Origin of the sequence: Alkalicoccobacillus murimartini (genome assembly GCF_030813245.1) — a bacterium.
In the GTDB taxonomy this organism is placed as follows: domain Bacteria; phylum Bacillota; class Bacilli; order Bacillales; family Bacillaceae_D; genus Alkalicoccobacillus; species Alkalicoccobacillus murimartini.
This window is the reverse complement of sequence record NZ_JAUSUA010000001.1, coordinates 124,588-146,779: the sequence shown is the minus strand read 5'-3', so window position 1 is coordinate 146,779 and position 22,192 is coordinate 124,588. Positions and strand designations below refer to the sequence as shown.

Genomic DNA, 22,192 nt, shown 5'->3' with positions numbered 1-22,192 from the left:
AACGAGGCAAAAGATCATAAAAAAAGGACCTATTAAGAGAATAAAATAAATCATGGCATCAAATTCAATACTAAGTCGAAATGGTTCATGATTAGTAAAGTACGCGTATATATGGCCAAACCATTGAAACATCACACTACCTATCGCGGTCAATAGAATAGATATAATGATGACAGTTACTGCTTGTTTAATAAATGTGATGATAGATAACCCTCCAAGTGATTTAAAAAACCTTCATAGTGATAGATTCTTTACAAAACGGACTCGGTCTTTTCCTGGACCATCGTAATTAGCGACCACTTCGATCCCATCCACTACTTTATTTCCGGGCTCAATCTCAAATCCCATGTGTTGATGATAGGTAATAGAGAGTTTGTTTTCTAGGGAGGTGATACAACGAATCGTTTTTCGGCCCTCTTCATGAACGTAATCAAAAAAAGTACGATAGAGGGTGGAACCAATTTGTTTCTTTCTGAAATTAGGATGGACTCCTACAAAATGAATATAGGCCTCAGTCGCATTTGTTTGAGAGAGAAAGCCGATAAGAAAGCCAATCATCTTTTCATTTTCTTCCACAATGAAACTAGTTTCCGTGAAATGATGGAAAAATAGACTTGGCAGCATATGAGCCATATCTCGACCTCCCCACCACTCATTTACAGCTGATAGGATTTGCTTTTGATCATGACTACGTACGTTTCGAATCAACATGTGTTCCCACCTCTACTTTATGAATACTTCATATTCTTTTAGCAAAGACTCAAGCTCTGAACCAAAGGTACTTGCCTGTTCTGAATGTATTATTTCTTCCTCGTTTACAAGAGGTAGCTTAAGATAGACTTTGCCTTTAGGCACTGTTAGCCCTTTTCCTGTTATATTCTCAGAAACCCGAATGCGACTTGGCTCAAATAAAAGCGCTTGGATAATGGAACGAGCTTTAGCATTTGAGGAGTGAATTAACTGAGCAGTCACTTGTGCATCTATTAAAAATGAAAAATCTTCTTTTACAGAGAACCAATGAAGGTGAACGGCTTCTGAAAGTAATCGATCAGCGGCTTTTAACATCGGTGAATGCATATACGTGTGATCTCTTACAATGATGGACAAAAGCCACTCTGCAGTCTTCTGATCGGTTGAGATGCCTTTCTCTGTGCATGTGAGCTTTGTCAGCATTTCAGCTGGTTTTTTATTTAGATCACCCATCATATAGGTATCTCTAAAAAAGCTATCTAGATGATCCAAACCTAATATTACATCTGTTCCAGTTAAAGGAGACTGATTAGTGAGCAAATGACAAACATCATCTATTGAAATATCTGCTTTTTTCAGCCGATGACTGATGTCTTTGCTTTGTATGTATTTGATCGTCAATTGATGATGATTGTATCCCAAGGTTCTCTCCACAGCGTGTGAAAACGGGAGATGTCCGACATCATGTAAAAGTGCCGAAGCTCTTAATACATGGTCTTCAGGAAAAAAATAAGCAGCTAGCTTCCAAAAACCGATTGTATGTTCAAACCGTGAATGAGTAACTGGTGAAACAAAGGATCCTGCACCATAATGAGCTAGGTGTTTTAAGCGTCGAAGGTACGTAGATTGGATTAAATCTAGTTCCCAAGAGGTGGGGTGGACGTCGGGATAGAGTGGTTCACACAAGACATTCATAGTACATACTCCTTTATCAAGAAAGAGATTGATTTCTGAAAAAAGATATAGGTATGTTCTCGATGTATTTCGAGATACGCACATGTCATTTAAAGCAGTGAGCGTGATCCCCCACTGCTTTAATCACTTATAAACGATTTGCGAAGTCTTTAAACGATTTTGACTCCAAAATCTCTTCGATAAATATAGATTTTCTCTCACGGTACTCATCCATTAATCTACCTTCATAACAAAGCTTTAAGTCATTATATTTTGCTTGAATATCCGGGTTTACCTTTAGATATTCTGTGAGCTTCCAGAAATGATCAATCTCTGAGTCAATCACAGTTAATTGAATGCCTATCGGAAGCTCATCAATACATTCAAACGCAGAAAAAAAGGATGTTTGTGAGCTCCCTGTATTGATTTGATAAAGGGTCAATAAAGCTTGTTTGGCCGATTGAAACTGCTCCTGTTTAACTCGGACTTGAAAGTCAATGTCACCTTTTGTCATAGCATGATCAATGGCCGTACTGCCAATATGATGAATGTCAGCCTCAGGAACCAAAAGTTGGATCTGTTTCTTATGTTTTGTGAGCATTCGTTTTAAAACAACTTGGTCTACTGTATTGATGTGGAAGGTTTCTGCTTTAGTCATAATCGCCCTCGCTTTATGAAATAAAACTAAAACTTATTTAGTACGGTACGTGAAATTTGTTACTTATGCTCCACTAAATGAGAAATTAAAGTTAACTGCGTCTCCAACCTTCGCTCCTGTGTTTTGATTTACCGGGGCATCTGTCACTCCATAAATCGAGTAAATATCCTTGAGATTCATGCTATCTATCATATAGATGAGTGTAATATGGTGCTCAGTATAAGGTTGTAAATCACCGTAACCTTTACCTGCTCCACTAAACATCTCGTGGGCGTAAAATGTCTGACCGCCTGATTCAAAACGAGTATTATCAATATGGAACGTAATAGGATCGCTGCTTGTGTTTGTAACAACAGCATCCAGCTGTATATATTCCACATAATCACCAGCTACACCTGCCAGGCTTTGCTCCGTTACATCTCCACTCACCTTACTAGCACTTTTAAGCTGAACCATTACAGGTCCTGTGCTTAGTGTTTGAATGTTATTGAGGGATGCTTCGATCGTGAAATTTCCTGAACCATTATGTACAGTGGCGCCAGTTGAACCATCAACGGCAAACGCTCCTCTATTATGATAAATCGATTCGTAGGTTGGTTCTGGTTCCGGTTCCGGCTCTGCTTCAACCTCTTCCTGCTTTTCTTCTTCTGGTTCTTTTTGTTCAGTTTTTTCCTCTTTTTCATCCGCTTGCTTTTCCGTCGAATCCGAATTCTCATTTTCTTCTTCTGTTTTCTTAGCTGCAACACTTTCTTCTGTTACTTCATCATTGTTCTCACTTTCTTCCTCTTCCTCTACTGCCTCGTCTTCCGTTTCTTGTTCTTCCTGTTCCTCTTGCTCTTTCTCCTCTTCCTCATCCTTAAGAACAAGCATTTCTTTTTCTCTTTCCTGAGCCAACCCTTTAGATCCGTGGTTTCCTGCCCTAAGCTCCTCAGAGCCTTGTTGATTACAGCCAGTTATGATTAATAGTGTGGCAGTAAATGAAGTTACTAGTAGTTTCTTCAACATTCTTCCTCCTTTTATCTCTTTTAAAAGAGTAACAGACTTTAAAACTAGTTCACAAGAAGGAAATGATAACTAAATTAAATAGATACTGTGATATAGTGTAAAAGCTATAATACTTAAGCCGATAAAGGAGTTATGGAGGTGTAAAGATGACAACCGTTATGTTACCTGGCATTATTGTAGGTTCAAAATGTGCAGAATGGTATGGCAGTATGATAGCCAGTGACTCAAATCGTGCGACAATCCTTAAATCTGAAGTGGAAGATATGATTAAAGTGATGGAACCCGATGACAAAGTGATTGCCTATTATTCGCTACTCCAGTTTCGCTACAATGTACTTATTGAAGAACCTGACACTCAGATAACACATTCAAACGACACCTTAGAACCTTACTTAACATATATGTATTATTTTATGAATGGTCAAAACGAATTTTATGCAGCAAGATATACATCTGCGACTAAAATGTATGGAATGGCAGAAGAATATTTAGAGCAAGTATCTGATCCATATGAACAGGCTGAGTTTTACCTACGCTTGGCTGATGGCTATTACCGAATTAATCAGTATTTATTTGCATCCTCTTACATGGAAAAAGCAATGGACATCTTTAAAACAGAGAAAGCGTACAAAAACAAAGTTTTAAATGGGTACCTACTTCTTGCAGCCATTCACACCGAATTAGGGGATTTTATCAAAGCAGAGCAAAAATACCAAACGGCTTTAGCAGAGTCTTATGATTACCCCAGAATTCGTGCATTGCTACTAAGAGGTTTAGGTTTAAATCGCCTGAAGCAAAACAAACATCATGAAGCTATGTTTTATTTTGAAGAAGCATTAGTAACCGGAGATCATGCCGAAACTTTTTTTGGAATGAAATCAAAAGGTGATATAGCCTTTCTCCACCTCCGTTTTGGAAACCTGTCAACTGCCCTTCCATTATTAGAGGAAGTAGAGGCTCGCTCTCTGGAAGTGAATGATGTAGAGTACATAGCTCGATGCCGAGTTTATAGAAATCTCTATGTTCACTACAATCGTGAGCTTGTTGAAAGTGGATTGAATCTTTTAATTGAACACGAACTTTATTTTGATGCTGGGGAGATTGCAGAAGACCTATCTTCTTATTATGAAGAAAATGAAGACTTTATCTCTGCTCTAAAATACATGAAGTTAGTTACGCAAATGAACACTAAACAGAATACTTTAGGAGAATAATCTCATCTCGAAGTTCCAAACCGTCCTAAGAATCTTCCTAGGATGGTTTTTTTGCGCATTTCCTTCTACTTTTGAGCAATTTTATATCTTTACGCGCATAACCTATCCGTTTTCGCGCATAATTACACTTTTCGCGCACTGACACTCGATTTTCGCGCAGTTATCTATTTTTCCGCGCAGGATGGCCGCTTTTTTGAGCATTTCATTTCCTCAGGTGGTGAACTCGCCAGCATGATTCTCGGTCAACCCTCTCTAATCTCACTGTCTACTGCTTATTCTGTAACAACAAACGAAACTTCAGTCACTATCTCATACGAGGTAGATGTTTCTTCGTCGAGTTGAAAATCAGCTCGGCCTGTCACTGTATATTCTCCTATTGGTAACCCTTCATTTTCTTGAAACTGTTTAAGAAATGACTGATAATCTGGATCATCGTCTGCTGGTGCGGATGCACCTGAATAATCTTCTCTTAGCGGTTGATCTCGCTCCAGATCTGTCGTGATATAAGGTTCTGGCATTGGGTAATCAACTGTATACCCGCGAAGGTGCTCATAAAAAAGGAAGTAAAATGGTGAATTGGCGTGTCCAATTGTGATATCCTCTTCATCTCCTTCATACACAAGCTCAGCATAAATCTCAACAGGTTCACCTACTTCATATTCTTCCTTTGAACTAACTAGTCGATAGAGAAATTCACCTTGCTTTTCTTCGTCAATAGTTTGTGCTCCTGGGTATGGGCGATCTGGATCTTCTGGTTGATCCCCAATTGTTACATCCGTCTGGCTGCTGCAGCCTGCTAAGAGTAATAAGAACATAACGAGAAAAAAACCTTTCATCGTATCTCATCTCCTTATTAAGGTTAGTTTCATCTATTCCATTCATTGTACACATATCCTTCCAATTCCAATCGTAAACATTCTCTCGCAAATATAAAAAGGCGAAACAGACATGATAGACATGTCCATTTCACCTATTACACTAGAACTCTATTTAAAAGATAGCATTTGCAATTAATAGAAGGATTAATGATGTTACCCAGGCAAGTGTTGTTGGAACCGACCAGACTAGAATCTGCTCCTTCGCCTGCTTAATACCAATCGTACGGTTAACGACCCAGAACAAGCTATCGTTAAAGTATGAGAATAACATGGATCCAAGAGCGGCTGCTTGAGCAGCAAGGACCATATTGACATCAAGTCCTACAAGAATTGGCGCAGAGATCGACGCAGAGGTGATCATCGCAACTGTTCCACTTCCTTGAATGAGTCTTACTAGACTTGAAATAACAAATGGTAATAGTATTGCTGGTATACCTGTGTTAACGATAATTTCGGCGATATATTCACCTACACCTGTTTCTCTTAAGACAAAGCCTAATGCTCCACCGGCACCCGTTACAAGCAATACGATACCTGCCTGCTGGATTCCTTCTTCCATACGATCAAGGGCATCCGAACGACGAACATGTCCAAAGAGTCCATAAATTGCAACTAAGACAGCGATTCCGACAGCAATGAGTGGTGAACCGAAGAATTGAATGTATTCAATAACAGGTCCAGACATTTCTAATGCCGTTGTTGTTGTATTAAGAAAAATCAGAATCAAAGGCACAACAATTGGTGCGGCTGAACGAAGTAACGAAGGAAGATCTTTACTTTCTTTTTCATCCATCCAGTCTTCGATCGTAATTTCTTTCTCCGGTCTTACCCAGCCTAAACCATCTTCACTAGGCAATTGATAAATGCGTTTGCCGAGCCATTTTGCATAAAGAACCATAACAAACACAATGGGAATCGCAAACAACATACCAGATAAGATCATTAACCCAATATCTACATCAAGTATTCCTGCTACTCCTAATGGTCCAGGAGTTGGCGGAACAGCACTATGAATAACTACAGCTCCACCCGCTAATGCGATAGCAAGAGCAACGATTGATTTTCCACTCTTCTTAGATAAAGCTTTTGCGAGTGGACTCAATATAATATAAGCCGAGTCTACAAAGATCGGAATGGCCACGATATATCCCGTTAGAGCCATCGCCCATTCTTCTTTTCGTTTTCCTAAAACTTTTACAATAGAGTAAGCTAAGCGTTCTGCCGCTCCAGAGACTTCAAGAATTCGTCCCATCATTACACCAAATCCAATAACGACTGCGATTGAACCAAGCGTAGATCCAAATCCTTGAGTAATGGCATCTACAACTGCTGGTGGTGCCATTCCCCCTACTAATCCTGTTATCGACGCTGCGATAATAAGTGCTAAAAAGACGTGAACCTTTGTTTTAACTACTAAAAAGATTAAGACGGCAATCGCAATAACAAGACCAATAATCATCTGTGTTCCTGATACGTCCATTCTACTTTCCTCCTTTGGTAAGCGCTTTATTTTTCCAGTTATAACAAAGCCGCGATGGCGGCTTTGTTACGTCGGTGTCTTATGCATTCGCGAAATGTGGTGCGTATTTCGCAGCTAGCTTAATGCTTTCTTCCATGCTGACTGAGCTTGCAAGACCTTCACCTGCAATATCAAAGGCAGTACCATGATCCACAGACGTTCTGAGGAATGGCAGACCATTTGTAATTGAAATCGTACGATGGAAATCGGTCATTTTCGCAGCAATATGTCCTTGGTCATGATACAGAGAAAGTACAGCATCATAACGACCATTTAATGCTTGATAGAATACTGAATCCGCAGGTACTGGACCAACTACATCAATTCCATCCGCTTTAGCCAATTCAATTCCTGGTCTGATTTCATCTACTTCTTCGTAGCCAAACAATCCATTTTCGCCGCTGTGTGGATTTAGACCAGCCACTGCAAATTTGCGATCTTCCACTCCTAATTTCTTAAGTGCTTCGTCACAACGAATTAAGTAATCATGGACACGCTCTTTCGTCATTTGTCCGATTGCATCCTTCAAAGAAAGGTGGCGTGTTAGGAAGAAGATACGCATGTTCAGTACTTCAAACATCGTTAGTGGATCGGCAATATCTGCAAAGCCTGCAAGCATTTCTGTATGTCCGATATAAGGTACTTCAGCTGCCTTAAGAGACTCTTTATTAATAGGCGCTGTTGCCATCGCTTGGGCTTGATTCGACTGGCAAAGCTCTACAGCATGTTTAATGTAATCAAACGCTGCTTGGCCACACTCGCCATTTACCTTTCCAAGCTCGTACCCTTTTAATTCACCTAAATGAATCACATCAATGGTACCGTATTGACCAACAGCTTCACTTACATTGTTGATCCGATTAATTTTTAGGTCCGCTTTTTTAACTGGAAGCATTTTTTCTAAAATATCAGCATTTCCTACTACTACCGGTGTGCAGATATCATAAATTTCTTTTTTGTCTAACGACCCGACTGTAATCTCAGGTCCTATACCTGCTGGGTCACCCATTGTTACTGCAATAACTGGCTTTGTCATAAAAAATCTCTCCTTTTTTATACTGTTCTTTTTTTATATTGTTGCTTTTGTCTGTACAAATTTCACGCATTCATAGATGGCCTTTTTGTCTCCAATTAAACCACCCTTAGTGACAACTGGCAGACCATCAAAGTACCCGCCATCAAAAGTCCCGTAAGCCGCTAGAGGCATCACTTCGTCCTTCAGTGAAATTCCGTTTGCCCGGCCTAAAGCACAAACTGAAGCGGTTACATCACCACCACTAGTAAAACATCCAGCAAAGGTGAGTTCTTCGTTCGTTAAGAGTTTTCGACTTATCGTCGCTAGTCCATCGGTAATTCGTTTTGCTAAGGCATCACGGCTCTTTCCTTCAATAGCTGCCTTAGCCTTAAGATCCACGAGCTCTTGTCCAGGCTTGTGTGTCGTCACAATTAACACATGATTTGTTGCCGCTTGCTTAAATGCTTGCTCCGTTGCTCTCTCCACTTCTGCTTCCCAGGTCTCTGTATAACTTGCTAATGGTTCTGGGTCCACATAAACAGGTGTTGATCCTGTTTTTTCAATTAAATATTCAAGCTGCGTACCCGTGAGACTTGTTGCACTCCCAACTGATACAAGGATGGTTGCCTTTTTGACATGATCCTTTGATAATGAACGGGCATAATTTGCCGTTAGAGGCCCTGGATCGGCACAAAGAATCTGTCGTTCACTCTTTGATAATGCATCAGCGATGTCTTCAATTTGTTCATTTGTTACTGCATCTACCACAATGAGCTTGTTCCCTTGGTTAATCTGCTCTGTAAATGCAGCTAGAAAAACATCTTGTCCATCCATTACAGCATTCAACCCAACGTAGCCTACCTGATGGGTCGACTGTTCAGCAATTAATTCTGGAACATATGACTTAGTAATGGGTGCCACAGGGTCCTTTGAAACATATGTCTCCTGAAGCGGAACGCCGTCAAGGAGTAGATAACCACCCGTTGTCACTCTGCCAGAGTCGGGAAATGAAGGAACTATGACAGACACGGCATCCTCATCCATGTGTCTCAGCATCTCATCTATCTCTTCTCCAATGTTTCCGCGAATGGTGCTATCAATTCGTTTGGTAAAAACACTGGCTCCCCAATCCTTTAACTGGCTCATAGCCTTCGCTACACGCTGTCGCGCCATCTCCTTATCCATATAACGGCTATCCGTATCCATAATGACTACATCATGATAACCATTGGTTGGTAGATTGGCACTGTGTACAATTGTGGTTGCTTGAAAGCCTTGCTTCACTAGCTTTACGCCAGATGCATTTGCTCCTGTTAAATCATCTGCAATCACACCTATTTTCATCACAACTTCCCCCTGATCTATAAAGGTGCTTTAACGCAATTTTGGTGAAATTCTTCTAATTCAGTATCAGATAGACGATCATCTGTCACCAAACCTTCTACTTCATGTAATTCGCATACATGAGCAAAAGATTTTTCATTAAATTTACTACTATCACATACAAGCCAAGTCTGTTCAGCTGCTTGAATCATTAATTGCTTCATCTTCGCTTTTTCTAAAGTTGGTGCCGTCACTCCAACATGTGAATGAACAGCGTGAGCTCCTAAGATAAATAAATCAACATGTATGCTGCGCAGCAAATCATAAGCATGAGCCCCGTATAATGCTCCTACCTTTGGCTGTACCTCGCCACCCGTTACAATACAGCGTGGTTTTGCATCAACTAATTCAGCTGCAATCTTAATGTCGTTTGTAATAATGGTGACATCCTCGCGATTTTTGAGCAGGCGTACAATTTCAAGTGTTGTCGTTCCTGAATCCACCAAAATCGTTGCCCCTTGCCCAACAATCGATACAGCTTTTTCTGCGATCGAACGTTTGGCCTGCAGTTCTTTTGTTTCTTTGCTTACATAAGGTGTTTCTTTCACTAATGCTTTTGGAAGAACCGCACCACCGTGCGTACGAATCAACTTCTGTTCTTCTTCTAATAATGCTAAGTCACGCCGGACTGTCATATGAGAAACCTGCAAGGCTTCTGTTAACTGATCAATCTCTACCTTGCCCTGTTCTTCTACTAATTGTTGAATTTGTTCTCGTCTTGATTTAGGATTCATGTTCGTTTTTCACATCCTATAATGTTAATTTACAACACGATTCGACATGTGTCAACAATTTATTGATTGTTTTTCACATTAAATGTGTTTGTTTGTTTCATTTTAACATAAATACCGCACAAAAAACCTGTGAAGTGTTTACTCTTCACAGGTTTAATCAATTTACCATAAAGATTTGGCAGGTGATCCGTCATTTAATTCAAAATGATAGTGGGCTGCGTCCACAAAATCAGGATCGTCATATATAGACCGTTCATCACTACCTATCACTTCTTGGAAAGCCTCAAGTGAAGTGATAGGCTCTCCTTGTACGATCCAAATCGGCTGTTTGTTCCTTTCCTTATGATATACGTTTTCAGTAAATGTGTTATCAAGACTCTCTTCATTTTCAATACTCACAAACAAACCAGAATCACTTGTAGTCATAATGTTGTTTTTGATTAAATTATTTACTGCTTTGTATTGAAATAAGACCTGAGCTCCGTCCATTTCCTTTGTGTCATTTTTATATAAAATATTCTCGGCTATTACAGAGTCGATTGTACCGCCCCTTTGTTCGTCATAGCCTCCTATTGAAATGCCTGTATAGTGATTCTCGTAAACCGTGTTACGAATCATTTGAATCCCACTTGCATCTTTCCCTTTATGTTCAGATGTGGCTTCAATACCAATGTCATTTTGATAGACCTTATTCTCCTGAATTAATAGGTCACTGCCTCCATCTACATAAATGCCGGCTGCACTATAATTGTTTCCATAGCTAGGGTTACCATAACTTGAATTATGATGAACACGATTATGGCTAATGGTCCCATCACGAGCGAAATCAGATGAAGAGTCAAAAGCCGTACCTTCAAAACCAATCAGGTCAATGCCAATGTTGTTATTTTGTTGAACGATATTCTCAGTGATTAAAAAGTCGCTGACATCACCATTTAGGACAAGCGCCTCACTCCAACCAAGCTTTAAATCCTCTACTATATTTTCTTTTATAAGAATATTGGATATAGGTTGATCACCATACACAGCTATTCCATGTGCATTTCCCTCATCTGCATAAGTTTCAATATGATGAATGTGGTTGTTTAACAATTGGATGTGCTGGCTATCCCCAGTCACTAGAATACCCATAATCGTTTTCTCATCCCGATCTGTGCTTAAATCACAAACCTCTAACCCTTTTATTGTAATGTAGCTTCTATCTACGATTTGAACAAGTTCCATGTCTTCTTCATGATCCTGAAATGTCCTCCCACTTATACGAACTTGCTCGTCTTGATAAGACTGAAATACAATCGGCTCAGAGTAGCTTCCGCTGTGTTGAACAATTAAAGGCTCATCATAAGTACCTTCTCTTATAAATACGTTTGTGCCTTTAACGGCCCGATCTGTGGCTTCTTCTAGTGTTAGAAGTGGCTCATTGATTGTCCCTGGATTGTCATTATTACCATTGGTCGCTACATAAAGTTCATTAGAAGACATCTCATCTGAGTGATCTTGAACACAACCAGTTAAAATCAAGCTTATTACTATACTACTTATTCCTACACACTTTTTTATCACGTAACTCGTTCCTCTCACCTTAAGAAAACATGGTTTTTCTACTTCGTATTGCATATACATTTCAAATAAATAAAAAAAAGGAGGTCTTGTCTCGTATGGCTAACAAACCAGCTGCATTGCAGCAAGGAGACACGATTGGCATTGTCACACTTGGCAGTCCACTTGACCCAGCCGTCATTAACACACGTGCCGACTATTTGCGTTCATTAGGATTTAACGTCATCTTCGGAGAAAATGTGTATGCACAAGATGGATTCCTTGCTGGATCAGCTGAAGATAGAGCAGCTGATCTTATGCGCATGTTTAATGATGACTCTGTAAAGATGATCTTGCCCTCACGTGGCGGTGTTGGTGTAGCTGGTATTCTGCCTTTCCTTGATTTTGATGTAATCAAGCAGAATCCGAAAATTTTAACGGGATATAGTGATATTACGGTTCTACAAAACGTCCTGTATCAATATGCAGACTTACTTAGCTTTCAAAGTCTACTATTAATTGATTTTCGTCCTACTACACCAGACTATAACTTTAATCAGTTCTACTCAGCCGTTTCGGCACCTATTCCATCGAAACCACTCACCAACCCTCCGGAGGATCCTCTCATTAGCTTAGTACCTGGTAATGTAACAGGTGAACTGATTGGTGGGAACATTACATCTTTTGTTGACACGCTAGGTACAGATTATGAAATTGACACGAGTGGGAAAATTCTTGTATTAGAAGAAACCCATGAACCCATTAACACAGTCTATCGTTATTTAAGTCATTTAAAAGAAGCTGGTGCCTTTGAACAAGTTGCTGGTATTATTATGGGTGAGTGTACAAATTGTGAAGAGGCCTATGGCGTTTCTTATGATGGGCTCATTGAGAGCTTTATTGTTCCACTTGGCAAACCCCTTATCACCAATCTTAAGACAGCCCATGGTTTTTACAAAGCTGCGGTTCCTATCGGAGCCAATGTGAATCTTGATGCAAATAACTCCACCATTACAATACTCGAGCCAACGGTAAGCTAGGCTACTCCCTAGTTTTCCGTTGGTTTTTCCCATTCCGCTGCAAGTACCCCGTACACAATGTGGTCTACGTAGTGATCATACAATTTTTCAGCCTGACGAATACAACCTTCCTCTACAAAACCTAAACGAATGGGGATGTTTCGACTTTTGCTATTTTGTTCAGCTACACGTATCTCTACCTTATTTAAATTCAACGTGCAAAATGCATGGTCTATGAGTGCTTTTACCACACGTAGCATAATTCCTTTCCCTTGGTACTCTTCCGCCAACCAATAGCCGATTTTAGCTATTCCGTTGTTCCAATCCAATTCATTAAAACCAGCTATACCAACGATTTGTTCATTGTAGTTAATGGCAACATTTATACTTTTATTTTCCGCATTCTGTATTAGTGTATATTTAATAAATGTCCGTGTATCCTCAACCTTTTTGATTTGATCTAACCAAGGCAGCCATTGCCGAAGATAATGACGCGACTGCTCCGTTAGGTTAAATAACTCTTCTGCGTCCTGCATTTTCAGTGTACTTAATGATATATCTTTATGCTCTATATGAATGTCCATAGATTCGCTCCAATTGGATGATTTTAACTCTTATTATACCATTCAAAGCACACTTCCGAGCAAAAAAACCCACTTCATAAGAGTAGGTTTTAGATACTATTTATTTTATAATCTCATACACTCGCCTCGGTCTACCCCGATGACCTGATTGTTCTTCAGCCGTTTGCTTAATGTAACCAGATCGTTCTAGTTCAGAAAGAATACGTCTGGCATGTCTTTCCGTGCTCTGTATCCATTGGGATAATTCTTGAGCTGTCAGAAACCTTTTTTGCTGCTGATGGGCTTTTGCAAAAATCCGTGAAAGCATAGCTGGACTTAGCGCAGACTTAGAGTGTTCATTCTTAAATTGAACCTGTTCATATAGCAGAGGTTCTTCTTGTTCAAAAGCTTCGGTCACCTGCTTCTCTTCATTAACTAATACAATCACTTCTTGTCCATGTTGCTGAGCTATTTGTAGAGCCATTTGTACGTGACTCTCTGCTCCGATTGCCGTTTGTCCATAGCCAATTCCAATTGACAGGTCTAATTTGGCCACATGTTTCGCTTCTTTAACTAAGTCAAACGGCCATCCAAGAGCTTCGATTTCGCCTCTTGTTGTATAGATAGAAAAATGACCATGACCTTGCTCAATAAATGACCCCTGGACCGACTCCGCATATTCAAGCAATAGCTTTCTCAAAACAAGTTCTTGGTGTTTAAGACGATACGAATTCATATCGTCTTTTCGTGAATTGGCTGTATCAGACACTTCCACACCAATTATTGCAAGCTGAGCATTTCGATAATAGCGAAATTGTGCTCGTTCTTGAATCCTTACAATCGTTTCACGAATATCCGGGCTTGAAGGTGTAATGCGATAACAAGGGATTCCTTGTTGTCTTAATGCTTCATACACGGCTCGAATACACGTGAATGCTACACTCGATTCACCCGTCTTATAACATGTTGTATGAAAATCAATGAGCTCCTCGACTGTTACATAACCCATATACGAATACGTATTAATCGTTAATTGACTTAGGGAGAAGCGTTTAATGAGCCAATCAGAATAGGTCTGAGAAATCGTATCAAGACTAATTGAGTGAAAGGTTGAGTTCATCTTTGTAAATGCTTCTAAAAAGGTTCCAAGTAAACTAGACCCGTGAAGGGGCACTTGCCAAGCAGACTCTTCCTTTACTAGTCTTTTTTCTAGACTTAATGCATACGGTGCTTGGCCTGAAAATAACCACTGATCAACCTTATTTTTATGCTCATTTATTATATCCGGAACTTCATTTATATCTGCATATGCACATGGTATGACCTGAATGGTTTCAAAGTCAGAAGCTGTATCGCAAATTAACTGCACAGAGTCTTCCGGACCTACTACACCAATACAGATGTTCATTGCTGCAGAGCTCCTTCTCCACTCTCCGCGCAGATTAAATAAGCAAGCGCGTTAACCGCTACGGCTAATGTGGACTCGTCATAATCAAATCGACGATGATGATGCCCAGCGGCTAAGGGTGTGCCATATATTAAATAAGCAGCAGCTCCACCTGTATCCTGTACACGTCTCATCATATAGGTAACATCCTCAGAACCATTTAAGGCAAGCTCTGATTGGACCTGTTTTACCACCGTACTTTTTGCTAAAACTAGAGGAATTTGCTTTCTCCAATAGTCATCTGTTTCTGCAGAAATCCCTTCACCAACGATCGAATAATTCACATTTACACCATACATCTGAGCGGCTCCTTCAATTCTACGAATGGCCTCTTCCTTCATGTAGGCATTTTCTCGAGTAGATGTTCCTCTTGTTTCAAGCTGCAAAAACGCTTCTCCAGGCACGATATTTCTGCCAGATCCACCTTCCATTCTTCCGACATTTATTCGTGTGACCCCATCACCATGAGGAGCAATACCGTGTAAAGCCAAAACCATTGCTGAACCAGCAATCAAGGCATTTCTTCCTTCATGTGGACTCATTCCCGCGTGAGCAGTCTGACCGGTGATTGAGACATCTATTTTTGTGGTAGCCAAGATACTGGTTGAAGCCGCGACAACTGTGCCTACAGGCAAAGGCTGGATACCCAAATGACCACTTAAGAATAAATCGACGTTATCTAACCAGCCTTTTTGGACCATCGCATTGGCCCCTCTGCTTCCTTCTTCAGCAGGCTGAAACAATAGCGTGAATGAACCCGTCAATTGATCTTGATGTTGATAAATGAACCGTGCAAGACCAAGTCCAATTGCCGTATGACCATCATGACCACATGCATGCATCATACCTTCATTCAATGACCGAAACCCTTCACTCGACGGTATATGCTCGATTTCATCTGCCTCAACGATTGGTAAGGCATCAATGTCAAAACGAAACGCCATATGCTTTCCAGGTTTTCCTGTATCTAAGGTAGCAACTACTCCAGTGTGCCCACCACGTATTTGGTCGAGAAAGTCCTCTGGTACTCCTTGTTCAAGAGCACGCTCTTCATGTTCCCTCAGCACTTGATCCGTTGGAACTCCATAACGCGCGTTTGAATCCAGAGCATCTTGTCCAATATATAAGGAAAAATTTAAGTCCTTTAATTTTTGATAGATATAGTACGTCGTTACATATTCACAAAAACCTACCTCTGCCATTTGGTGCAGATCTCTTCTCCAGCTTCTTAATTCAGGTTCAATCATACCTGTCCACGTATGTAAAATATGTCTCAAGACGTTTAGTCTCCTTTTTGCTTATGCAAGTGTTTTAATGCCTGAATAGTAAGTGTCGCCATAAACTCAACCCCGTACGTAAGAGATTGTTCATCAATATCAAAGTTTGGATCATGCAAAGGCTTTTGAACCTTACGTTCAGGAATAGCTGTCCCTAACCAATAATACGCACCCGGGTACTTTAATAAATATCGACCGAAATCCTCTCCTCCAAGGCTTGGGAGAACGTGAGGTGAAGCTTGCTCCCCATATAAATCAATCAATTCCTTTTCAGCAAAGGCTGCCCACTCAGGAGTATTCACGGTTGCTGGGTAACCATCTTGATAATGAACCGTTGCTGTCGCCCCCATTCCTTCCGCAACATGTTGAGAAATCTTCTTCAGATTTTTCTTTACCTTTTGTTTCACATCCTCTGAAAATGTTCGAACAGTACCTTCTAATGTCACCTGATTGGCAATGACATTATAACGATCACCACCTGTTATGGTGCCAATGGTTACAACAGCCGACTCAAGTGGATCTACATTGCGACTTACAATCGTTTGTAGACTCGATAGAATTTGATTGGCAACAATAATGGCATCTACCGTTTGATGCGGCATACTAGCATGACCGCCTGACCCATTCACCTCAATTGTGATTCGATCTGAATTCCCCATAATAGGTCCCGCCATCATTCCAAACTGACCTACCGGCAGATCTGGCCATACATGCTGACCAAAGATCACATCTGGTTTGTGTTTAAGAAAAACTGGATCATCCATCATTGCCTCAGAACCACCAATTGGCGCGTCCTCTTCGGCAGGTTGAAAAATAAGAACAGCTTTACCCTCTACCTGTTCCTTTTTTTCTTGAAGTACTGATGCCGTACCGAGTAACATCGCTGTATGTGCGTCATGACCACAAGCATGCATCACCCTAGCTGTTTGCGAACGATACGAAACCTCGTTTTTCTCTTCAATAGGTAGAGCATCCATATCTGCACGTAGAGCTATTGTTGCACCAGAAAGATGTCCATTAATAATACCAATGACCCCGTAACCACTTTCTGTACGATAATGCTCAATTCCCATACTCTCTAACTGTTTACACACAAATGCACTCGTATGAATTTCTTTATGACTTAACTCAGGGTTTTGATGGAGATGTCTTCTCCACTCCCTAACTGTATGATCGTACTGATTGACTAAATCTTTAAACATGAAATAACTCCCTCTTCTTAAAAAACCGATTTAAGGACATGTCTATATTAGGTCCATAAATAAGTATAGCATAATCTTTATATTTGTGTGGGCTTGATTAGAGACGGGATAAAGCACCATCTCTTCAGTCCTAACCCCATCGCTCCAGTAAAGCCCTTACTGCCTCATTTTCGGCTCCACACTCATACCAGACCATACCAAAAACCCGTGAACATTCCTTTCACGGGTTCTTATCTGTCTCAACGATTACCTTAATGAAACTCGTTTCCCTTGTTCTGCTGATTGTTTCGCAGCTTCATTTATTCGTGTAAGATCGATCATGTCCTTTTGTGTGATACGTGGCTTCTGTTTGTGAAGAATGTCGTTAACCCATTGCTGCATGGCGCTCTCCTCTTTTTCTGGTAGCTTTGGTGATTGCCATTCGCCATCTCCCATTTCAATCGAACGAATTTTAAGCGAACGATCTTCAACAATGATACTTCCTTTTGTACCATGTAACTCAAGGATAAATGGACTGCCACTTGCCACAAACCCAGCCTCTATAACACCGATTACACCTGATTGATGTCGCGTGATGACCGTAGCATGATCGTCCACTTCTCTTCCGGTAAATTGACCCATCTCACACATCACTGATTCTACCTCTCCAGCTAACCGGTTTGTTAAATAAATCGGGTGTGCACCTAAGTCAATGAGTGCGCCTCCTCCACATTGTTCTTTAAGATAAAAGTGTTCAGGCAGCCAGCCGCTCGGATGCTGATCCGTGGACACTGCTCCACCGTGTTCAAGTCGACAACGGATAGACGTTAAATCTCCCAATAATCCCTCTTCTAATGCATTTTGGGAATATAAATAAGTTGGATCGTTTAATCTCGGCAATGAAAGCATTAGAGAAACCTCGTTTTCTCTTATTGCGTCAAAGATTTCCTCACATTCTGATGCTGTAAAGGCTAATACTTTTTCCGTAAAAATATGTTTACCCGCCTGCGCAGCTGCAATGATGACTTCTTTGTGCTGGTTCGTAGGGGTATCGACAATCACCCCGTCAAGGTCTTCCCTTTCTAGTAACACACGCAAATTCGATTCAAACTCAACCTGAAGCTCTTCTGCCCAATCTTGACCTCGTGTTGTATCCTCATCCCACACTGCGACAATTTCTATATCATGATGCTCACTAGCCTCTCTCGCATAATCCTTTGCATGTACATGCCATTTGCTTAACAACGCTACTTTTACCATGTCATCATCCCCTGTAAAGTAATCGCTTTCACATATTATCCTAGTCAGCCAAAGACGAATCTGTCAAGACAAATAAGTGATATTTATTTCAGATCGTTTGCAGCTACCTTTTTTCTAAATTGATAAGGTGAGGTTTGCTTATACCCTCTAAACTGCTGAATAAAGTAGCTTGTACTTGAATAACCAACGGTCACCGCAATCTCAGTAACCGTTAAATTAGTTGTCGAAAGAAGTTTTTCCGCTTCAGTCACACGGACATAATTCAAAAGTTCAGTAAAGGAACGCCCCGTGATCAGTTTAATTTTCCGAGAGAAATAGCTGTAACTCAATTTACAGTGTTTAGCTGCATCTCTCGCAGTTATATTTCCGGAATATTTATTTTCGATTAAGTCAAAGACTTCCCGCATCAGGTTTAATTCCACTTCATTGTAAGGTTCCGATTCGCGAATGAACACACCTTGATTACGCCAATGTCTAAGCACCTCTAAAAAAATAGAGCAAATTTGTATTCGTATCGCAAAGTCATACCCATATGCTTTCAGATAAAATTCTTTCATGATCTGATCAATCATGGTCGAGATCGCGGTATCTTTCATTTCTTGTTTTGTTAACAAGGTTTGAGGACTTGTTTTAGCCATTGTGAATGGAAGAACGTATTTTGATTCAAAGATTGAGCGTGAAGTGGAGTATAGGACTTCTGGCTCGAGCTTTATGACAAGGTACCTCGTATCTTCACCTTCTTCAGCATAGATCGAATGAACTTCATTTGAGTTAATAATGACTAAATCCCCTTCTCGCATAATAAATGTCTCTCCACCTACAAAGATCCTTGCTTTTCCTGAAAAAGAAAATAGTAATTCGATCGCTTCATGAAAATGAGGATTTGCAATTTGATTTGATGGTGGACTGTGTTCCATATGGCATTGAATGGGTTGTTTTAATGCACTTTCTTTAAGTACATGCTCCTGCTGTACATCTGTATAAACAGTCATTCTATGTACCCTCCATTTCATTATGACAAATATCTGATACTTTATAATACTATAAGTATATCTCCTTCTCCTGCTTCATGTTACATTTTTACTGAGTTATAGCTTCTAACAGAAAGGTTGTGTCTTTTGTGGGAAACATCGCTTTACAGCTTTATTCAGTAAAAGAACGCTGTGCAGAAGATTTTTTTGGAACACTAGATGCTGTTGCAAAAGCAGGCTACGATGGAGTTGAATTTGCTGGGTACTACGGAAAATCAAGTCATGAACTAAAAAAACACCTTAAACACAATCAATTGCGCGTTGCAGGAAGTCATGTCGGGATCCAAGAGCTTGAGACTAATCTTGAAAAAGTCATTGATTATTCGCTCGAAATTGAAAACCCTTTCATTGTATGCCCTGGCTTGCCTGATCATTATCGGGATAGTGTCGATGCATATAAGCGGACTGCTGAATTGTTTTCACGCATTGGCGAAAAGTGCGCAGCCTCAGGCTTAACATTTGGCTACCATAATCATGACATTGAGCTCAAGACATTTGATGGTGAATACGGACTTGATCTGTTATTCAAACACAGTGACCCTAATAAGGTGTTTATGGAGCTAGATACCTATTGGCTTGAAGTAACAGGATTAAAATCCGTTGATTGGATGAATCATTACAAACAGCGAATAAAAGCTTTACACATAAAAGATATGAATAATTTCGAGGAAAAAAGAAATGTTGAGGTTGGTACGGGTGTCATGAAGTTTAATGAAATCATTAAGGAAGCTCGTACACACCAAATCGAGTGGTATATCGTTGAACAAGAAGAATTCAGTATGGATGAATTCAAATCAATAGAAATTAGTGCCTCTTATTTAAAAACCCTACTTTAAACGTATAGAAGGAGTGTTAGCTATGGAAAAGGTTGTTCGTATCGGAATTATTGGTTGCGGAGGAATTGCGAATGGCAAACAAATGCCAAGTCTCGCAAAAGTAAAAGAGACTCAGTTGGTTGCCTTCTGCGATATCGTTGAAGAACGCGCAGTAAAAGCAGCATCTGAGTATGGGATAGATGGTGCTGACGTTTATACAGATTTTAAGGAACTTCTAAATGATTCTTCCATTGATGTTGTACATGTATGTACGCCAAATAAGTCGCATTCTATTATTAGTATTGCTGCAATGGAAGCAGGCAAGCATGTTCTTTGTGAAAAGCCAATGGCAAAAACAGCGAAGGAAGCACGAGAAATGGTGGAAGTCGCTAAACGCACCGGGAGAAAATTGACGATTGGGTACGACAACCGATATCGCAATGATTCCTTATATCTAAAAGAACTAGTTGAACAAGATGAGCTTGGTGAGGTGTATTATGCGAAGGCTCATGCTGTTCGCCGAAGAGCTGTCCCCACATGGGGCGTTTTCTTAAATGAAGAAGAACAAGGTGGCGGTCCTTTAATTGACATTGGTACACATGCGATTGATTTAACGCTATGGACGATGAATAACTATAAGGTGAAGAGTGTTGTCGGAAATGTTTATTATAAGCTTTCAAACACAGAAAATGCAGCGAATGCTTTTGGTCCATGGGATCCGAAAGAATTTACTGTAGAGGATTCAGCCTTTGCATTCATCACAATGGAAAATGGAGCCACGGTGACACTTGAAGCAAGCTGGGCACTAAATACATTGGATATTGATGAAGCCAAAACAACCCTTTGCGGGACAAAAGCTGGCGCTGATATGAGGGATGGACTGCGTATCAATGGAGAAAAATTAAGTCGACTTTATGTCACAAAACCAGATCTCAATGCAGGTGGAGTCGCTTATTATGAAGGTGGGACGGAAAGTCAAGCTGACCGCGAAGCCAGACTTTGGGTTGAATGTGTTCTTAACGATACAGAACCTTTTGTTAAGCCAGAGCAGGCACTTGTAGTCAGTGAGATTCTTGAAGCCATTTATGAATCGTCTAAATCAGGAAAAACAATTTATTTTGATCAGAAAGAACAGGTCTCTACTTCGAATTGAATTTTAAAAACTATCTAAGAACAGCCCTCATTAAGCTCCGGCTTTATGAGGGCTGTTCTGCTTTACATCCCCTCTTTCTGTTCTAAGAGCTTCGAATAGCCCATGTACATGACATTTATTGCGCTTTGCATCATAATCTCTTCAATAATTGGTGATTTATACTGACTAATTTTTCTCTCACTTACGGGTATGACATAATCAGCTTGAGAAGCAAGATAACCATCTGTAGTACCAGTAATTGCGATAATCTTGTTCTCCTGCTCCTTTAATACCTTAATAAGCCTAGTGATGAAACGCGTTTCTCCAGAGAATGATATGACCACTGCTACATCTTCACAATCTAATGATTCTGCATCATTTAATTGATTTTCGTGATTACCATAAGCTGATGTATATTTCCCTAACCTCATGAATTTGATTTGAGCATTTCGAGCGAGAACGTGTGAAAAGGTAACACCAAAAAAAGCAATTTTTTTTGCTTGATGGAGAGTGTTCACAACTTGCTTAATATTATTTGAATTCATCATTTTTTCTGTTTCATGTAGAGCCTGGTGTAATTCCTGAAAATAAAAATCCACACTTAACGATTGATCCTGTGTCACTTCTGTCGTATTAAAATCATTAAATTCCCGAGCAAATTCCTTTAACTCTTTGTATGTCACATTATCAAACTTTCGGCAAAAACGAGTTACCGTAGCTGGTGATGTATGACAAGCCTCTGCCAACTCATAGATCGATAACTCAGGAATTCTACGAACATGCTTTAAGATATACGTGGCAATGACAACCTCTGAATTGGTTTGATCAGTAGATGCTTCAATAAAATTCTGTAGCTTGGCAAAAAAGTTGTACATAAC

21 protein-coding genes are annotated in these 22,192 nt (G+C 40.1%); 4 read left to right on the top strand and 17 right to left on the bottom strand.

All coding sequences use genetic code 11. The features are described 5' to 3' along the window. Positions 1-234: 234 nt before the first annotated feature. From J2S05_RS00775 to J2S05_RS00760, 4 genes are all read right to left on the bottom strand, one after another. A complete protein-coding gene (locus J2S05_RS00775) occupies positions 235-711 on the bottom strand; it encodes a GNAT family N-acetyltransferase (protein WP_306978993.1) in 477 nt (158 codons plus the stop codon). A 12-nt stretch (positions 712-723) separates the two neighbouring features. Continuing rightward, on the bottom strand, positions 724-1,665 hold the full coding sequence (locus J2S05_RS00770) for an HD domain-containing protein (RefSeq protein WP_306978991.1): 942 nt from the start codon (positions 1,663-1,665) through the stop codon (positions 724-726). Between the two features lie 127 nt (positions 1,666-1,792). Then, positions 1,793-2,302, bottom strand: coding sequence for a GrpB family protein (locus J2S05_RS00765; RefSeq protein WP_306978990.1), 510 nt, complete (start codon positions 2,300-2,302; stop codon positions 1,793-1,795). Positions 2,303-2,365: 63 nt separating this feature from the next. Further along, positions 2,366-3,304 (bottom strand): hypothetical protein, encoded by a 939-nt coding sequence (locus J2S05_RS00760; RefSeq protein WP_306978988.1) that lies wholly within the window; start codon positions 3,302-3,304, stop codon positions 2,366-2,368. Positions 3,305-3,453: 149 nt separating this feature from the next. Between J2S05_RS00760 and J2S05_RS00755 the strand changes: the two genes are divergently transcribed. Then, entirely contained in the window at positions 3,454-4,521 is a 1,068-nt protein-coding gene (locus J2S05_RS00755) for a Rap family tetratricopeptide repeat protein (protein WP_306978986.1), read from the top strand. Positions 4,522-4,793: 272 nt separating this feature from the next. Here J2S05_RS00755 and J2S05_RS00750 read toward each other — a convergent pair whose 3' ends face one another. From J2S05_RS00750 to J2S05_RS00725, 6 genes are all read right to left on the bottom strand, one after another. Beyond that, entirely contained in the window at positions 4,794-5,357 is a 564-nt protein-coding gene (locus J2S05_RS00750) for a hypothetical protein (protein ID WP_306978985.1), read from the bottom strand. Positions 5,358-5,511: 154 nt separating this feature from the next. Continuing rightward, positions 5,512-6,879 (bottom strand): GntP family permease, encoded by a 1,368-nt coding sequence (locus J2S05_RS00745; RefSeq protein WP_306978983.1) that lies wholly within the window; start codon positions 6,877-6,879, stop codon positions 5,512-5,514. Positions 6,880-6,958: 79 nt separating this feature from the next. Next, complete coding sequence (gene pdxA / locus J2S05_RS00740) at positions 6,959-7,954, bottom strand: 4-hydroxythreonine-4-phosphate dehydrogenase PdxA (protein ID WP_306978981.1); 996 nt, start codon at positions 7,952-7,954, stop codon at positions 6,959-6,961. Positions 7,955-7,987: 33 nt separating this feature from the next. Further along, on the bottom strand, positions 7,988-9,277 hold the full coding sequence (locus J2S05_RS00735; protein WP_306978978.1) for a four-carbon acid sugar kinase family protein: 1,290 nt from the start codon (positions 9,275-9,277) through the stop codon (positions 7,988-7,990). A 17-nt stretch (positions 9,278-9,294) separates the two neighbouring features. Continuing rightward, on the bottom strand, positions 9,295-10,050 hold the full coding sequence (locus J2S05_RS00730; RefSeq protein WP_306978976.1) for a DeoR/GlpR family DNA-binding transcription regulator: 756 nt from the start codon (positions 10,048-10,050) through the stop codon (positions 9,295-9,297). A gap of 162 nt (positions 10,051-10,212) precedes the next feature. Next, positions 10,213-11,631, bottom strand: a complete 1,419-nt coding sequence (locus tag J2S05_RS00725) for a right-handed parallel beta-helix repeat-containing protein (protein WP_370873588.1) — start codon at positions 11,629-11,631, stop codon at positions 10,213-10,215. 77 nt (positions 11,632-11,708) lie between these two features. Here J2S05_RS00725 and J2S05_RS00720 point away from each other — a divergent pair, with 77 nt between their 5' ends. Beyond that, positions 11,709-12,629, top strand: a complete 921-nt coding sequence (locus tag J2S05_RS00720) for a S66 peptidase family protein (protein WP_306978973.1) — start codon at positions 11,709-11,711, stop codon at positions 12,627-12,629. An 8-nt stretch (positions 12,630-12,637) separates the two neighbouring features. Here the strand turns inward: J2S05_RS00720 and J2S05_RS00715 are convergent, their stop codons facing one another. The 6 genes from J2S05_RS00715 to J2S05_RS00690 all read right to left on the bottom strand — a co-directional run bounded on the left by J2S05_RS00715 (position 12,638) and on the right by J2S05_RS00690 (position 19,328). Continuing rightward, the gene (locus J2S05_RS00715) at positions 12,638-13,192 is read right to left on the bottom strand and encodes a GNAT family N-acetyltransferase (protein WP_306978972.1); all 555 of its coding nucleotides are present in this window, start codon (positions 13,190-13,192) and stop codon (positions 12,638-12,640) included. 100 nt (positions 13,193-13,292) lie between these two features. Next, the gene (locus J2S05_RS00710; RefSeq protein WP_306978970.1) at positions 13,293-14,579 is read right to left on the bottom strand and encodes a helix-turn-helix domain-containing protein; all 1,287 of its coding nucleotides are present in this window, start codon (positions 14,577-14,579) and stop codon (positions 13,293-13,295) included. Next, on the bottom strand, positions 14,576-15,895 hold the full coding sequence (locus tag J2S05_RS00705; protein WP_306978968.1) for an amidohydrolase: 1,320 nt from the start codon (positions 15,893-15,895) through the stop codon (positions 14,576-14,578). Before J2S05_RS00705 ends, J2S05_RS00710 begins: the two co-directional genes overlap by 4 nt. 5 nt (positions 15,896-15,900) lie before the next feature. Next, positions 15,901-17,097, bottom strand: coding sequence for a M20 metallopeptidase family protein (locus J2S05_RS00700; protein ID WP_306978966.1), 1,197 nt, complete (start codon positions 17,095-17,097; stop codon positions 15,901-15,903). A 246-nt stretch (positions 17,098-17,343) separates the two neighbouring features. After that, the gene (locus J2S05_RS00695) at positions 17,344-18,336 is read right to left on the bottom strand and encodes a Gfo/Idh/MocA family protein (protein ID WP_306978963.1); all 993 of its coding nucleotides are present in this window, start codon (positions 18,334-18,336) and stop codon (positions 17,344-17,346) included. Between the two features lie 83 nt (positions 18,337-18,419). Beyond that, positions 18,420-19,328 (bottom strand): AraC family transcriptional regulator, encoded by a 909-nt coding sequence (locus J2S05_RS00690; protein ID WP_306978961.1) that lies wholly within the window; start codon positions 19,326-19,328, stop codon positions 18,420-18,422. Positions 19,329-19,456: 128 nt separating this feature from the next. On the opposite strand from J2S05_RS00690, the gene J2S05_RS00685 reads away from it, so the two are divergent. Together J2S05_RS00685 and J2S05_RS00680 are read left to right on the top strand one after the other, a co-directional pair. Continuing rightward, positions 19,457-20,203, top strand: coding sequence for a sugar phosphate isomerase/epimerase family protein (locus tag J2S05_RS00685; protein ID WP_306978960.1), 747 nt, complete (start codon positions 19,457-19,459; stop codon positions 20,201-20,203). A 22-nt stretch (positions 20,204-20,225) separates the two neighbouring features. After that, positions 20,226-21,335, top strand: a complete 1,110-nt coding sequence (locus J2S05_RS00680; protein WP_306978958.1) for a Gfo/Idh/MocA family protein — start codon at positions 20,226-20,228, stop codon at positions 21,333-21,335. A 62-nt stretch (positions 21,336-21,397) separates the two neighbouring features. On the opposite strand, the gene J2S05_RS00675 is transcribed toward J2S05_RS00680, so the two are convergent. Next, entirely contained in the window at positions 21,398-22,189 is a 792-nt protein-coding gene (locus J2S05_RS00675; protein ID WP_306978956.1) for a MurR/RpiR family transcriptional regulator, read from the bottom strand. Positions 22,190-22,192: the final 3 nt, after the last annotated feature.

Excerpts from the sequence above, each read along its gene's own strand:
- J2S05_RS00775 (WP_306978993.1), bottom strand. The coding sequence starts at position 711 with ATGTTGATTCGAAACGTACGTAGTCATGATCAAAAGCAAATCCTATCA.
- J2S05_RS00770 (WP_306978991.1), bottom strand. The coding sequence starts at position 1,665 with ATGAATGTCTTGTGTGAACCACTCTATCCCGACGTCCACCCCACCTCT.
- J2S05_RS00765 (WP_306978990.1), bottom strand. The coding sequence starts at position 2,302 with ATGACTAAAGCAGAAACCTTCCACATCAATACAGTAGACCAAGTTGTT.
- J2S05_RS00755 (WP_306978986.1), top strand. The coding sequence starts at position 3,454 with ATGACAACCGTTATGTTACCTGGCATTATTGTAGGTTCAAAATGTGCA.
- J2S05_RS00750 (WP_306978985.1), bottom strand. The coding sequence starts at position 5,357 with ATGAAAGGTTTTTTTCTCGTTATGTTCTTATTACTCTTAGCAGGCTGC.
- J2S05_RS00745 (WP_306978983.1), bottom strand. The coding sequence starts at position 6,879 with ATGGACGTATCAGGAACACAGATGATTATTGGTCTTGTTATTGCGATT.
- pdxA (WP_306978981.1), bottom strand. The coding sequence starts at position 7,954 with ATGACAAAGCCAGTTATTGCAGTAACAATGGGTGACCCAGCAGGTATA.
- J2S05_RS00735 (WP_306978978.1), bottom strand. The coding sequence starts at position 9,277 with ATGAAAATAGGTGTGATTGCAGATGATTTAACAGGAGCAAATGCATCT.
- J2S05_RS00730 (WP_306978976.1), bottom strand. The coding sequence starts at position 10,050 with ATGAATCCTAAATCAAGACGAGAACAAATTCAACAATTAGTAGAAGAA.
- J2S05_RS00720 (WP_306978973.1), top strand. The coding sequence starts at position 11,709 with ATGGCTAACAAACCAGCTGCATTGCAGCAAGGAGACACGATTGGCATT.
- J2S05_RS00715 (WP_306978972.1), bottom strand. The coding sequence starts at position 13,192 with ATGGACATTCATATAGAGCATAAAGATATATCATTAAGTACACTGAAA.
- J2S05_RS00710 (WP_306978970.1), bottom strand. The coding sequence starts at position 14,579 with ATGAACATCTGTATTGGTGTAGTAGGTCCGGAAGACTCTGTGCAGTTA.
- J2S05_RS00700 (WP_306978966.1), bottom strand. The coding sequence starts at position 17,097 with ATGTTTAAAGATTTAGTCAATCAGTACGATCATACAGTTAGGGAGTGG.
- J2S05_RS00695 (WP_306978963.1), bottom strand. The coding sequence starts at position 18,336 with ATGGTAAAAGTAGCGTTGTTAAGCAAATGGCATGTACATGCAAAGGAT.
- J2S05_RS00690 (WP_306978961.1), bottom strand. The coding sequence starts at position 19,328 with ATGACTGTTTATACAGATGTACAGCAGGAGCATGTACTTAAAGAAAGT.
- J2S05_RS00680 (WP_306978958.1), top strand. The coding sequence starts at position 20,226 with ATGGAAAAGGTTGTTCGTATCGGAATTATTGGTTGCGGAGGAATTGCG.
- J2S05_RS00675 (WP_306978956.1), bottom strand. The coding sequence starts at position 22,189 with ATGTACAACTTTTTTGCCAAGCTACAGAATTTTATTGAAGCATCTACT.